Genomic DNA, 13263 nt, shown 5'->3' on the forward strand with positions numbered 1-13263 from the left:
TCACGGCCGGACCTCTCGTCCGCCGCCGTCGAGCATCCAACTCGCAGTGAGGTCTCTACTGCCCTGGACGATATTCATCCGTCAATTCTGCACAGCGCACACAGGGCCCCGTACCGCAGGTACCTCCCGAGCGAATCCGTGTCCGCGAAGAAGCCCGGGCGTGTCGGTCGGTACCTATGCGGCGCTGGTGACGCGGTACACGTCGTAGACGCCCTCGACGTTGCGGACCACGTTGAGCACGTGACCGAGGTGCTTCGGGTCGCCCATCTCGAAGGTGAACCGGCTGATCGCGACCCGGTCCCCGGACGTGGTGACCGACGCCGAGAGGATGTTCACCTTCTCGTCCGCGAGCGCCTTCGTGACGTCGGAGAGCAGGCGGTGCCGGTCGAGCGCCTCGATCTGGATGGCGACGAGGAACACCGAGGACGCGGACGGCGCCCACTGCACCTCGATGATCCGCTCCTCCTGCTCGCGCAGCGAGCCGGCGTTCGTACAGTCGGTGCGGTGCACGCTCACCGCGCCGCCGCGGGTCACGAAGCCCATGATCTCGTCGCCCGGCACCGGCGTGCAGCACTTGGCCAGCTTGGCGACCGTGCCCTCCGCCCCGGGCACCAGCACGCCGGAGTCCGTGGTCCGGCGCGGCCTGGTCGGAATGTTCGACGGCGTCGACCGCTCGGCCAGCTCCTCCTCGACGTCGCCGACGCCGCCGAGGTGCGCGACCAGTCGCTGGACCACGTGCTGCGCGGAGACGTTGTGCTCGCCCACCGCCGTGTACAGCGCCGAGACGTCCACGTACCGCAGTTCGTGCGCGATCGCGGACATCGACTCCGCGTTCATCAGGCGCTGGAGCGGCAGCCCGCCGCGGCGGACCTCCTTGGCGATCGCGTCCTTCCCGGACTCGAGGGCCTCCTCGCGGCGCTCCTTCGCGAACCACTGCCGGATCTTCGCCTTCGCCCGCGGCGACACCACGAAGCCCTGCCAGTCCCGGCTCGGCCCGGCGGTCTGCGCCTTGGAGGTGAACACCTCCACCACCTCGCCGTTCTCGAGCGTCCGCTCGAGCGCGACCAGCCTGCCGTTGACGCGGGCACCGATACACCGGTGCCCCACCTCGGTGTGCACGGCGTACGCGAAGTCCACCGGCGTCGACCCGGCGGGCAGCGTCACCACGTCGCCCTTCGGGGTGAAGACGAAGATCTCCTTGACCGCCAGGTCGTAGCGCAGCGACTCGAGGAACTCCCCCGGATCCGCCGCCTCCCGCTGCCAGTCGAGCAGCTGGCGCATCCACGCCATGTCGTCGACCTCGGCGGCGTCCCCGGAGTGCTTGCCCTTGGTCTCCTTGTACCGCCAGTGCGCCGCGATGCCGAACTCGGCGGTGCGGTGCATGTCGCGGGTGCGGATCTGCACCTCGAGCGGCTTGCCCTCGGGGCCCACGACGGTGGTGTGCAGCGACTGGTACACCCCGTAGCGCGGCTGGGCGATGTAGTCCTTGAACCGGCCCGCCATCGGCTGCCACAGCGAGTGCACGACGCCGACCGCGGCGTAGCAGTCGCGGATCTCGTCGCACAGGATCCGCACGCCCACCAGGTCGTGGATGTCGTCGAAGTCGCGACCCTTGACGATCATCTTCTGGTAGATCGACCAGTAGTGCTTGGGCCTGCCCTCGACGGCCGCGCTGATCCGGGACGCGGCGAGGGTCGCGTTGATCTCGGCCCGCACCTTCGCCAGGTACGTGTCGCGTGACGGCGCGCGGTCCGCGACCAGCCGCACGATCTCCTCGTACTTCTTCGGGTGCAGAATCGCGAACGACAGGTCCTCGAGTTCCCACTTGACCGTGGCCATACCGAGGCGATGCGCCAGCGGCGCAATCACTTCCAGCGTCTCCTTGGCCTTGCGGGCCTGCTTCTCCGGAGGCAGGAAGCGCATGGTGCGCATGTTGTGCAACCGGTCGGCGACCTTGATCACCAGCACGCGGGGGTCACGCGCCATGGCGATGATCATCTTGCGGATCGTCTCGCCCTCGGCGGCGGTGCCGAGCACCACCTTGTCCAGCTTCGTCACGCCGTCGACGAGGTGCGCCACCTCCTCGCCGAACTCCTCGGTGAGCTGTTCGAGGCTGTAGCCGGTGTCCTCGACGGTGTCGTGCAACAGCGCCGCGACCAGCGTCGTGGTGTCCATGCCGAGCTCGGCGAGGATGTTCGCCACAGCCAGCGGGTGGGTGATGTACGGGTCACCGGACTTGCGCTTCTGGCTGGCGTGGCGCTCCTCGGCGACGTCGTAGGCCCGCTGCAACACCGCCAGATTGGCCTTCGGGTACAGCTCCCGGTGCAGGCTGACCAGCGGCTCGAGCACCGGCTTGATGGTCGCGTTGCGCTGCGCGGTGATCCGGCGCGCCAGGCGCGCGCGAACCCGTCGTGACGCGGAGGTGGGCACGGGAGGCGCCGTGGGCACCGGAGGCGCCGCACTCTCCGCCGGTGGCTTCGTCTCACCGCTCCCGGACCGCGACCTGTCGAGGTTCTGGGTCATCTGACGTCACCTCCCGCCGAATCGAAATGGGTACCGTCGCTCGCGCGTGACCGCCCGCCGCGACCTCGTGCACAACCAGCGCAAACACCGCCGGACACAACTTTAGTCCTCAGACCCGCAGCAGGGACGTCACCGGGTACCTCGTCAGCCGGTCCCGGCCGCCGAGCGCCTCGATCTCGAGCACCACCGCCACCCCGAGCACCTCCGCCCCCGCATCGGCGAGCAGTTCCGCGGCGGCACCGAGGGTTCCACCGGTGGCGAGCACGTCGTCGATCACGAACACCTTGCGCCCGCGCAGGTCGAGGCCGTCCGCCGGGATCTCCAGCCGCGCGGTGCCGTACTCCAGCGCGTACTCGCGTCCGAGCACCGGCGGCGGCAGCTTGCCGGCCTTGCGCACCGCGAGGACGCCCGCACCGAGTTCGAGCGCGACTCCGGCACCGAGCAGGAACCCGCGGGCGTCGATGCCCGCGACCAGATCGGCACCCGCTCCCACCGACGCGAGCGCGTCGACGATGTCACGAAATGCGTTCGCGTCCGCGAACACCGGCGTCACGTCCGCGAACTGCACTCCGGGTTCTGGGAAGTCGTCGACCCACCGGGTCAGGCGGGTGAGGTCGGCGGCGGCGCGGCTGAGACTGTCGGTGTTCACCGAAGCAGTATCCACCTGTCCATGTTCCAGCCCGCGCCCGAGACCGACGGGTTCGGCACCGCCGCGTGCATGCCCTTCGCGATGGCGGTCGTGCGCGGCTCGTTGAACAGGGGAATCGACGGCATCTCCGCCCACAGGATGTTCTCGGCCTCGGTCGAGAGGTTCAGCCGGCTACCCTGCGCGGTGTCGACCGCCAACTGGTCGGCGATCTCGGTGACCCGATTGTTGTGGTACTGGCCGTAATTCGTCCCGTTGCCCGCAGCCAGCGAGTAGGCGGGCGGCATCTGGGAATCGGCGCCCGCAGGCCCCTGCGCGGATGCCGTTCCGCCGAGTATCGCGTCCACCTGGCCGGTGGCCAGCCCACTCGGCACGAATCCCGGTGTGCCCGCGTCCTGCACGGTGATCCCGGCGGGCGCACAGGCGGCCGCGATCGCGGCGACCGTGTCGGCACGCCGCTTGTCCGGCGCGAGGTAGCCGATCCGAACCGTGATCTTCTGCCCGCCCAGGCCGGAGGTCGCCGCTGCCACGTCCGGATGCAGGTAGCGGTCCCCCGCCACCCCGGACACCGTCGGGTAGATCAGCATGTCCGGCGCCACGATTCGCGAGTTCAGCACTCCCGAGCCGAGCCCCGCGGCCTTCTTGAAGTCGGGGTGACCCAGGTCGTCGAACAACTGCTGCCGCGGCACGCACGACGCGAACGCCTTTCGCACGTCGGCAGAACCGAACACCCCGCCGGTACCGAACACCAGTTGCTCGCTGCTGCGGGACGGTTCGGTGACGGTGGTGAATCCGCCGCCGGGATCGAGTCCCTCCACCGCGTTCGCGCCGACGTCGATCACGTCGAGACTGCCCGACGCGAGCTTCGCCTTCAAGTCGGAACTCTTCGGCCACACCACGATTCGATTCGTGGCGGGTTTGTTTCCCCACCACCGGTCGTTGGCGACCAGCACCAGCCCGCCGTCGTCGGTGTACGAGTCGGCCCGGTAGGGACCCGACGACGGGAACAGCGCCGGATCCAGCTGGCCGGGCGTCAGGTTCCAGCCGTTGTTCCAGAACGCCGCGATCCGCCCCAGCGCGTCCACGTCACCCGAGCGCACCGCCCCGACCACGTCCGGCACGTTCGCGACCCGACCCGCCACGTGCGCGGGCATCACCTCGGTCGCGCCGAACAGGCCGAGCCACTCCGCGAACGCCCGACCGGGCTTGAAGACCACGGTCGCGTCCTTCGACCCGGACTGGCAGTCGACGCGGTCGATGTCGGCGTAGCCGGCCCTGGTCGCGGACGCGAACTGCGGGAACTTCCCGCTGCCCGCCGCCCACGCCAGGACCAGGTCGTCACAGGTCACCGGGACGCCGTCGGAGTACACCGCGTTGGGGTTGATCTTGTACGCGATGGTCAACGAATCGCCCGGTTGCGGGACCGCCGAACCGAAGTCGCCGTCGGACAGGGCGGCGCCCTCGGGACCGATGTAGCTCATCCCGGTCAGCACCCGCGAGAACGCCTGCCGGGCGCCGCTCGCGGTCCCGTCGACGGTGTTCGCGTTGTACGTGGCCAGTACGTTGTCGACGGCGTAGCCGATGGACGGGACCTGGTCCTCGGTCGAGGAGCATCCGGCCGCCGCCGCGACCACCGCGATCGCGGCGGCGCCTGCCGCTACTGCCCGCCGGTATCCGTCTCCTCGACTCGCACCCCTGTGCATGTCACCGCCTCTTCTTGTCACGCTTTCCGGTCGGCCGGGCACCCGGCTGCGGAGCGCCGCCCGAGCGTCGCGGCGTGCTCGCGGCGCGCCCGCTCGGCCGGTCCTCCGCCACCGAGCCTGCCAGGGCCGCCGCGTCCGCAGCGGTTGCCCCGCCGGACAGCGCTGCCCGCCGGGACAGAACCCGCTTGGTGTGTGCGGCGACCGGGCCCCAGCGCTCCTTGATCGTGACCAGCAGCGAGGTGGCGAAGAAGATCGACGAGAACGCGCCGACGATGATGCCGACCAGCTGGACCACCGCGAGGTCCTTGAGGGTGCCGACACCGAGCAGACCCACCGCGACGACCAGCAGGCCGATCACCGGCAGGACCGAGATCACCGTGGTGTTGATCGACCGCATCAGGGTCTGGTTCACCGCGAGGTTCGCCTGCTCGGCGTAGGTGCGCCGGGTCAGGTGCAGGACGCCGCGGGTGTTCTCCTCCACCTTGTCGAACACGACGACGGTGTCGTACAGCGAGAAGCCGAGAATCGTCAGGAAGCCGATCACCGTCGCGGGCGTGACCTCCAGCCCGACCAGCGAGTACACACCTGCGGTGACCACCATGTCGAAGAACAGCGCGATCAGGGCGGCGATGGCCATGTCCCGTTCGAACCGGATCGCGATGTAGACGCCGACGATCACCAGGAACACCACCAGCGCGATCAGCGCCTTCTTGGTGATCTGGCTGCCCCAGGTCTCACTCACGTCGGCCACGCTGATCGCGTTCTTGCTCGGCACCCCGTTCTTGTCCTCCGGGTGGAAGGCGTCGAACAGCGCGGTCTGCAGCGAGTTGACCTGGCTCGCGTCCAGGGACTCCGATCGGATCTGGATGGTCGAACTGTCGCCGGAGCCGACGGTCTGCACGGAGACCGGCGCCGAGCCCAGGGTGTCGGTGTAGACCTTCTCGACCTGTTCGGTGGTCGCGCCCGTGGCGGCCGGGAACTGGATCCGCGACCCGCCCTCGAAGTCGATGCCCAGCGAGAACCCGCGAAACACGATGCTGCCGATCGAGATCAGCACGATCGCGGCGATGATCATGTACCAGCGCTTGCGGTTGCTGACGATCTCGAAGGCGCCGGTTCCGGTGTACAGGCGCGAGAGCAGGCCGTGCTGCGGCAGGTTGGCCTGGTCGACGCCGGCGTCCGAGAGCGTCTGCTCCGCGATGGTCTCGCCGGCTGCGTTGGTGTCAGTGGGGTTCGTCATGTCAGGACTCCTTCGCCTGCGCGGCCGCGGCGGTGCGCGACGTGGCGGCAGCGGTCTTGCGTTCGCGGGCGACCTGCTGCACGGCGCCCAGGCCGTTCACGCTCGGCCGCGACCAGAACTCGGACTTCGAGGCCAGGTGCACCAGCGGATGCGTCACCAGGAACACGACGATCACGTCGAGGATGGTGGTCAGCCCGAGGGTGAACGCGAAACCGCGCACCTGTCCGACCGCGAGGATGTAGAGCACGGCGGCGGCGATGAAGCTCACCGCGTTGCCGGACAGGATCGTCCGGCGCGCCCGTGCCCAGCCGCGCGGGACGGCCGAGCGGAAGCTGCGACCCTCACGCATCTCGTCCTTGATGCGCTCGAAGTACACGACGAACGAGTCGGCCGTCATGCCGATACCGATGATCAGACCGGCGATACCGGCGAGGTCGAGGGTGAAGCCGATGTACCGGCCGAGCAGCACCATGATCGCGTACACCAGCACGCCCGAGAGGATGAGCGAGAGCGCGGTGAGCACGCCGAGCATCCGGTAGTAGATCAGGCAGTACAACAGCACCAGCACCAGACCGATCGCACCGGCGATCAGGCCCGCCTGGAGTGAGGCCAGACCCAGTGTGGCCGAGACGGTTTCGGCCTCGGAGGACTGGAACGAGAGCGGCAGCGAGCCGTACTTGAGGGTGTTGGCGAGCTCCTTGGCCGAGGCAGCGGTGAAGTCGCCGGTGATCGAGGTGGCACTGCCTGCCGGGGTCGCGCCCTGGATGACGGGTGCGCTGACGACCTTCGAGTCGAGCGTGAAGGCGGCCTGCTTGCCGATGTTCGCGGAGGTGAACTGTGCCCAGGTGTTGCTGCCGCCGGACTTGAACGACAGGCTCACCTCGTGGCGCGCCTGCTGCGAGTTGAAGGCCGAGGACGCGTCCGCGATCTCCTGGCCGTCGATGATGCTCGGGCCGAGCAGGTAGACGGCCTTGCCGTCGACCGAGCACGCGACCAGCGGCAGCGCCGGGTCGTCGTTGCCCTGCAGCGGGTCGCTGGCGTCACAGTTCAGCGTGGCCATCGCCTGCTGCTGCACCGCGGGATCGGTGCTCTGCCGGGTCTTCTTCGCCTCCGCGATCTCGGCGGCCGCCTGGTCGGCGGGCGTCGCCTCGGTCGGGGCGGGGGCCGGCGTCGGTGCCGGCGCGGGCTCCTGCGCGGGGAACGGACGGTTCTGCGGCGCCGGGGTGGGCGCAGGCGCCGTGGCGGCCGGCGCCTGCGCGGCCTGAGCGTTCGACGACGCGGCCGAGGAGGTGACCGGCCGGATGTACAGGCGCGCGGTCTGGCCCAGCGTGCGGGCCTGGGCACTGTCGTCACCGGGCACGGTGATCACCAGGTTGTCACCGTCGATCACGACCTCGGAACCGGACACACCGAGCCCGTTGACGCGGGTCTCGATGATCCCCTGGGCACGCCGCAGCGCGTCCTGGCTCGGCTTGCTGCCGTCCGGGGTCCGCGCGGTCAGGGTCACACGGGTGCCACCCTGCAGGTCGATGCCGAGCTTCGGGGTCGGGGACTTGTCCCCCGTGAAGAAGACGAGCGCGTACAGCGCAGCGACGATCAGCCCGAAAATCACGAGCGAGCGCGCTGGACGTACGGCTCCAGACGAAGGTGCCACGATCCGTAGTTCTCCTAGAGGTGGGTACGAGGTCCGCCGATCAACGCCGACGTAGCCGCTGCCGGGCTGGGGCGCCCGGCAGCGGAGGTGATGACTAGCTCACTCCTTGCCGAGGCGCCGCTCGGTCTGCTCGGCGGTCTCCTCGACCACCGGCTCGTCGACCACGTCGAGCTCGTCGTCCAGGTCGGTGTCGTCCTCGTCGTCCTCGGTGATCAGCTCGCGCACGACCAGCCGCGACCAGGTGGTCACCACGCCGGGCGCGATCTCGAGTTCGACGGTGCCGTCACCGAGCTCGACGACGGTGGCGTGCAGGCCGGACGTGGTGAGCACGCGGTCGCCGACGGAGAGGGAGTCCTGCAGTTCGGCGGTCTTCGCCATTTCCTTCTTCTGGCGGCGAATGCCGAGGAACATCGGCACGAGCAGGGCGAGAATCAGGAGCGGAAACAGCAGTTCCATCGTGGAAGTCAGTCCTAAAGGTTTGTCGATGCCGTCGGTCCAGGTCGAACCGGCGCAGTACCCAAGTGTGCCACTAGTCGAACAAACCCTGCGGAGGTTCGTTCACACGGACCTCGATTCCGCCCGCGGCAGCCTCCGGCGGGGCGGTCAATCCGAGTTGTTCCCAGGCCGCCGCGGTGGCGACGCGGCCCCGCGGCGTGCGCGCGATCATGCCGGCGCGCACCAGGAACGGCTCGCACACCTCCTCGACGGTGCTCGGCTCCTCCCCCACGGCGACGGCGAGGGTGGACACCCCCACCGGGCCGCCGCCGAAACTGCGGACCAGCGCACTGAGCACCGCCCGGTCGAGGCGGTCGAGGCCGAGCTGGTCGACGTCGTACACCGCCAGCGCGGCGCGCGCGATGTCCCGGGTGATGACCCCGTCCGCGCGCACGTCGGCGAAGTCGCGGACCCGTCGCAGCAGCCGGTTCGCGATCCGGGGCGTGCCGCGGGAGCGGCCCGCGATCTCCGCGCTCGCCTCGGTGCCGAGCTGCACGCCGAGGATGCCCGCCGAGCGCAGCAGGATGCGCTGCAGTTCCGGCGGATCGTAGAAGTCCATGTGGGCGGTGAAACCGAACCGGTCCCGCAGCGGTCCGGTGAGCGCGCCCGAGCGGGTGGTCGCGCCGACCAGCGTGAACGGGGCGACTTCGAGCGGAATCGACGTCGCGCCCGGCCCCTTCCCGACCACCACGTCCACCCGGAAGTCCTCCATCGCGAGGTAGAGCATCTCCTCGGCGGGGCGGGCTATCCGGTGGATCTCGTCGATGAACAGCACGTCACCCTCGACGAGGTTGCTCAGCATCGCGGCCAGGTCCCCGGCCCGTTCGAGCGCAGGCCCCGAGGTCAGCCGCAAGGCGGTGCCCAGTTCGGCGGCGATGATCATCGCCATGCTGGTCTTGCCGAGACCCGGGGGGCCGGACAGCAGCACGTGGTCGGGGGTGCCCCCGCGCAGTTTCGCCCCGGCCAGCACCAGTTGCAGCTGCTCGCGGACCCGCGGTTGCCCGATGAAGTCGTCCAGCGAGGTGGGGCGCAGGCTCGCCTCGATGTCACCGTCGCCGGCGACGAACTCGGCGGTGACGGCGGACTCGTCGCCGAAGGCCTCGTCCTCCGCGCCGGTGGTCACCGAGTCTTACCCAGCAGCGCGAGGGCCGACCGCAACGCACGCGAGGTGTCCGCGTCCGGGTCCGCGACGAGCACCGAGTCGGTGGCCTGTTCGGCCTGCTTCAGCGCGAACCCGAGGCCGACCAGCGCCTCGACGATCTGGTCGCGGACCATGCCCGCGACCGCCGCGACCGAACCGTCCCCCGGCGTCCCGGACCCGGTCGGCACCGCCTCGACCTTGTCGCGCAGTTCGACGATCATCCGTTCGGCCCCGCGCTTGCCGATGCCGGGGACCCGGGTCAGCGCGGTGACGTTGCCCTCGGCCAGCGCCTTGCGCAGCGACTCCGGTTCGAGCACCGCCAGGGTGGCCATCGCAAGGCGCGGACCGACCCCGGAGACCGTCTGCAGCAGGCCGAACAGGTCGCGGGACTCCGTGTCGTGGAAGCCGTACAGCGTCATCGAGTCCTCGCGGACGATCATCGCCGTCACCAGGCGCACCTCGACACCACGCTGGAGTGTGCCGAGGGTCGCCGGGGTGGCGTTGAGCCGGTAGCCGACCCCCGCGGCCTCGAGCACGACGTGGTCGAGGGCGATCTCGAGCACCTCACCGCGGACGGACGCGATCATCTACGAACCTGCCTTCTGGAGCCGGGACTTGGACACTTCCGCCAGCCGCGCCTCGTAGCGCCGCCGCTGCTCGGCCGCGGCGCGCTCCGCCTGAGCCATTCTCGACAGCATCGGTGCCCGCCAGCAGTGGCAGATCGCGAGGGCGAGGGCGTCGGCCGCGTCGGCGGGCTTGGGTGCGGTGTCCAACCCGAGGATCTTGGTCACCATCGCGGTGACCTGCTTCTTGTCCGCCGATCCGTTGCCGGTGACCGCGGACTTGACCTGACTCGGCGTGTGGAAACAGACGTCGATCCCGCGACGGGCCGCGGCGAGCGCGACCACACCGCCCGCCTGCGCGGTGCCCATCGCGGTCCGGACGTTGTGCTGCGAGAAGACCCGCTCCACCGCGACCACCGTCGGCCGGTACAGGTCGAGCCACTCCTCGGCGGCGTCGGCGATGCCGAGCAGGCGTTGCGCCAGGTCCATGTCCGGCGGGGTGCGGATCACGTCGACCGCGACCGGCCTGACCTCACGACCACGGCCGGCGTCGACAACCCCGAACCCGCACCGGGTGAGGCCGGGATCGACTCCGAAGACGCGCACTGACCCACCTCTCGACGTTACGAACAGCTGTTCGAGAGTATAGGTCGAGGCGCCGACAACGACTCGCACCAACACGCCTTGTCGACGGGTCGGATCGGCCGCCGGCGGCGCCCCGAAGGTCAGGCGTCGAGTTCGGCGAGAACCTCGTCGGAGAGGTCGACGTTGGTGTAGACGTTCTGCACGTCGTCGGAGTCCTCGAGGGCATCGACGAGCTTGAACACCTTGCGGGCCCCGTCCACGTCGACCGGCACCTCGACGGAGGCACGGAAGTCGGGATCGGCGGACTCGTAGTCGATGCCCGCGTCCACGAGCGCAGTACGCACGGGAACGAGATCCGTTGCCTCCGAGACGATCTCGAAGGTGTCGCCGAGATCGTTGATCTCCTCGGCGCCCGCCTCGAGCACGACCTCGAGGATCTCGTCCTCGCTGCGGCCCGCCTTCTCGAGGATGACGACGCCCTTGCGGCTGAACAGGTACGACACCGAACCCGGATCGGCGAGGTTGCCGCCGTTGCGGGTCATCGCGGTGCGGACCTCGCCCGCCGCGCGGTTGCGGTTGTCGGTGAGGCACTCGACCAGCAGCGCGACGCCGTTGGGGCCGTAGCCCTCGTACATGATGGTCTGCCAGTCGGCGCCGCCGGCCTCTTCACCCGCACCGCGCTTGCGGGCGCGCTCGATGTTGTCGTTGGGGACCGACGACTTCTTCGCCTTCTGGATCGCGTCGTACAGGGTGGGGTTACCCGCGGGGTCGCCGCCACCGGTTCGTGCCGCCACCTCGATGTTCTTGACAAGTTTGGCGAACGATTTGCCACGCTTGGCGTCGATCGCAGCCTTCTTGTGCTTGGTGGTGGCCCATTTGGAGTGGCCGCTCATGCGTAGTTCCCTCTTCCCGTCGATGCCGGACCCGGATGTGGATCCACACGCGACAGCGGTGAAGCTGCAGCGGGGAGCTCACAGTAGCGCCAGTTTACCCGCGCGCGAGCGCCGCCTCGCGCACCATGTCGACAAAGAGCTGGTGGACCCGCCTGTCGCCGGTCACCTCCGGGTGGAACGAGGTCGCGAGAACCCCGCCCTGCCGGACCGCGACCACCCGGCCCGCGGCGGGCCCCTCCGGCACCGTGGCGAGCACCTCGACGCCGTCACCGACCCGTTCGACCCACGGCGCCCGGATGAACACCGCACGCATCGGGTCGCCCTCGATCCCGACGAAGTCCAGGTTCTCCTCGAACGAGTCGACCTGCCTGCCGAAGGCGTTGCGGCGCACCGTGATGTCGAGACCGGACAGGCACTGCGCGTCCGGTCGGGTGTCGAGAATCTCGCTCGCGAGCAGGATCATTCCCGCGCAGGACCCGTAGGCCGGCATGCCGTCGCGCAGGCGGGCGCGAAGCGGTTCGAGCAGTTCGAACACGGTGAGCAACCGGCTCATCGTGGTCGACTCGCCGCCCGGGATGACCAGACCGTCTACTGCCTCGAGTTCCGCCAGTCGGCGAACGGTCACCCCGTTCGCTCCGGAGGCCTCGAGCGCGGCGAGGTGTTCGCGGACGTCACCCTGCAGGGCGAGCACTCCGACGGTGGGACGTGTTGTCGCAGAATCGTTCACGGGTTCGGTACACCCACCACGCGGAGGCGCGCCTCGCCGACGCCCGGCACCTGTTCGAGTATTCGTCTCGTTCGCACGGGTAGAGAATACGGTTGCCTGCCGCCGACCCCGCCGTCGGAACGGGATCAAAGGCGCACCGAACCCCACCCGGGAACCGTCAGCCCCCGGATCAGGTTGCGGGTCGGCGAATCTCCCGCGCAGGCCCGCCGATCAGGACGGCCGTGAGCCGCGGCGGGCCACCCACCCGGTCCGCCTGCGCCGGACGGTCAGGTCGCGCCGGCGCGACAGGGAGTCGGGGCCCTCGTCCGTCAGCAGCCGATCGAGGGTGTCGAGGTCGTCGTCGGCCAGCTGACCACCGAGGAAGTCACGGACCCGGCCGAGGAAGACCCGCGCGTAGCGGGCGATGCCGCCCTGTGACTGGTCCGCGTCGGCGGGGAAGCTGCGTTGCTCGACGACCTCGAAGCCGGCCCGCTCCAGGTGCGGCCGCCAGTCCGGGTGCGAGTTCCAGTTCACCCGCGCCAATGCCTCGTGGCACCGGGACTCGAGGCCGGGCCGCCCCAGCCCGATGTCGTCCGGAAGAAACCGCGGCAGCGCGTCCATCTCCACGACCGCCAACACACCTCCGGGGTTCAGTGCGCCGTGGATGTCCCGCAGCAGCCGGTCCGGGTCGGCGACCTCGTGCAGCGAGGAGGAGGCCCAGGCGAGGTCGACGGCGCCGAGCGGCGGCCAGCCGACGTCCAGATCGGACTGCACCCCGCGCAGCCGGTCCGCCACACCCGCCTCACGGGCGGAGGCCTCGATACGTTCGAGCATCGCGGCGGACCTGTCGATCGCGATCACCTCGGCCGAGGGGAACTCCCGCGCGAGGGCCAGGCTGCCGCTACCGGTCCCGGCACCGAGGTCGACGACCGTCCGCGGGAGATCCCGCAGGTGCCGTCCGATCCATCCCGAGAGATCGTGGAGGTAGGAGCCGTGCACCTCCGCGTCGAGGTCGAGCAGTTCCGCGAGCCCCGCCTCGTCGTGGATGCGTTCGCCGTGGTGGTGCCCGGCGTGACGGTGGGTGTGACGGTGGGTGTGCTCGGTCATGGCTTCA

General features: G+C 69.8%; 12 protein-coding genes. All 12 read right to left on the reverse strand.

From position 1 onward, the window contains the following. Positions 1-174 precede the first annotated feature (174 nt). Complete coding sequence (locus ACFVH2_RS15465; protein WP_378423860.1) at positions 175-2523, reverse strand: RelA/SpoT family protein; 2349 nt, start codon at positions 2521-2523, stop codon at positions 175-177. Between the two features lie 109 nt (positions 2524-2632). Continuing rightward, entirely contained in the window at positions 2633-3172 is a 540-nt protein-coding gene (locus ACFVH2_RS15470; RefSeq protein ID WP_378423862.1) for an adenine phosphoribosyltransferase, read from the reverse strand. Beyond that, positions 3169-4872 (reverse strand): ABC transporter substrate-binding protein, encoded by a 1704-nt coding sequence (locus ACFVH2_RS15475; protein ID WP_378423864.1) that lies wholly within the window; start codon positions 4870-4872, stop codon positions 3169-3171. The genes ACFVH2_RS15470 and ACFVH2_RS15475 overlap by 4 nt, the downstream gene beginning before the upstream one ends. 1 nt (position 4873) lies before the next feature. After that, entirely contained in the window at positions 4874-6112 is a 1239-nt protein-coding gene (gene secF, locus ACFVH2_RS15480) for a protein translocase subunit SecF (protein WP_378423866.1), read from the reverse strand. 1 nt (position 6113) lies between these two features. After that, on the reverse strand, positions 6114-7766 hold the full coding sequence (secD, locus tag ACFVH2_RS15485) for a protein translocase subunit SecD (RefSeq protein ID WP_378423868.1): 1653 nt from the start codon (positions 7764-7766) through the stop codon (positions 6114-6116). 99 nt (positions 7767-7865) lie between these two features. Next, positions 7866-8222: a preprotein translocase subunit YajC gene (gene yajC, locus ACFVH2_RS15490; protein ID WP_378423870.1), complete on the reverse strand. Its 357-nt coding sequence runs from the start codon at positions 8220-8222 to the stop codon at positions 7866-7868. Positions 8223-8295: 73 nt separating this feature from the next. Next, entirely contained in the window at positions 8296-9384 is a 1089-nt protein-coding gene (gene ruvB / locus ACFVH2_RS15495) for a Holliday junction branch migration DNA helicase RuvB (protein WP_378423872.1), read from the reverse strand. Continuing rightward, positions 9381-9989 carry a Holliday junction branch migration protein RuvA gene (gene ruvA / locus ACFVH2_RS15500; RefSeq protein ID WP_378423874.1) on the reverse strand — a complete coding sequence of 203 codons (609 nt, stop codon included), beginning with the start codon at positions 9987-9989 and terminating at the stop codon, positions 9381-9383. Before ruvA ends, ruvB begins: the two co-directional genes overlap by 4 nt. Further along, positions 9990-10571, reverse strand: coding sequence for a crossover junction endodeoxyribonuclease RuvC (ruvC, locus tag ACFVH2_RS15505; protein WP_378423876.1), 582 nt, complete (start codon positions 10569-10571; stop codon positions 9990-9992). 119 nt (positions 10572-10690) lie between these two features. Continuing rightward, a complete protein-coding gene (locus tag ACFVH2_RS15510; protein ID WP_378423878.1) occupies positions 10691-11443 on the reverse strand; it encodes a YebC/PmpR family DNA-binding transcriptional regulator in 753 nt (250 codons plus the stop codon). Positions 11444-11537: 94 nt separating this feature from the next. Beyond that, entirely contained in the window at positions 11538-12170 is a 633-nt protein-coding gene (gene pdxT, locus ACFVH2_RS15515) for a pyridoxal 5'-phosphate synthase glutaminase subunit PdxT (RefSeq protein ID WP_378423880.1), read from the reverse strand. Positions 12171-12380: 210 nt separating this feature from the next. Then, positions 12381-13256 carry a class I SAM-dependent methyltransferase gene (locus ACFVH2_RS15520; RefSeq protein WP_378423882.1) on the reverse strand — a complete coding sequence of 292 codons (876 nt, stop codon included), beginning with the start codon at positions 13254-13256 and terminating at the stop codon, positions 12381-12383. Between the last annotated feature and the right edge of the window lie 7 nt (positions 13257-13263).

Source organism: Rhodococcus sp. NPDC127527, assembly GCF_042672245.1.
In the GTDB taxonomy this organism is placed as follows: domain Bacteria; phylum Actinomycetota; class Actinomycetes; order Mycobacteriales; family Mycobacteriaceae; genus Rhodococcus_G.

Coding starts and splice junctions, on each gene's coding strand:
- ACFVH2_RS15465 (WP_378423860.1), bottom strand. CDS start 2,523: ATGACCCAGAACCTCGACAGGTCGCGGTCCGGGAGCGGTGAGACGAAG.
- ACFVH2_RS15475 (WP_378423864.1), bottom strand. CDS start 4,872: ATGCACAGGGGTGCGAGTCGAGGAGACGGATACCGGCGGGCAGTAGCG.
- secF (WP_378423866.1), bottom strand. CDS start 6,112: ATGACGAACCCCACTGACACCAACGCAGCCGGCGAGACCATCGCGGAG.
- yajC (WP_378423870.1), bottom strand. CDS start 8,222: ATGGAACTGCTGTTTCCGCTCCTGATTCTCGCCCTGCTCGTGCCGATG.
- ruvA (WP_378423874.1), bottom strand. CDS start 9,989: ATGATCGCGTCCGTCCGCGGTGAGGTGCTCGAGATCGCCCTCGACCAC.
- ACFVH2_RS15510 (WP_378423878.1), bottom strand. CDS start 11,443: ATGAGCGGCCACTCCAAATGGGCCACCACCAAGCACAAGAAGGCTGCG.
- ACFVH2_RS15520 (WP_378423882.1), bottom strand. CDS start 13,256: ATGACCGAGCACACCCACCGTCACACCCACCGTCACGCCGGGCACCAC.